The sequence below is a fragment of the Vibrio rubrogenes genome, from assembly GCF_059641415.1.
Map to the genome: position 1 here is coordinate 1 of NZ_JCARSY010000124.1, position 398 is coordinate 398.

The window sequence follows — 398 nt, forward strand, 5'->3', positions numbered from 1 at the left end:
GGTAGTGTTCAAAATTCTGTGTCATTTCTGTAAACTGAACCAAAAAGGAAATGACACTTTATGTCTGACGATAAATTCGAAATCGATGTTCAGGCTTTTGCCAAAGCTCTCCAATCTGGACAAGGACTGAACGGCAAAGATGGCCTGCTCACCCCGCTGATTAAGCAAATCACTGAAGCTGCTCTCGGCGCTGAAATTGACCAGCACCTTGCTGATGAACCCGATAATCGAAAAAATGGTAAGTCCTGGAAAAATATCAAAACCTCATCCGGGGAATTTGAACTCGAAACGCCCCGTGACCGCAATGGCTCTTTTGACCCTCAGACCGTCAAGAAACATCAAACTCGCCTGACCGATGAAATGGAGCGCAATGTCCTCTCCCTGTTTGCCCTTGGCAA

At 46.2% G+C, this 398-nt stretch carries 1 protein-coding gene; it reads left to right on the forward strand.

Going from position 1 to position 398, the window contains the following annotated elements:
* Positions 1 to 60 precede the first annotated feature (60 nt).
* A partial coding sequence (locus AC55NX_RS20840) for a transposase (protein WP_496997470.1) occupies positions 61 to 398 on the forward strand: 338 nt, incomplete at its 3' end.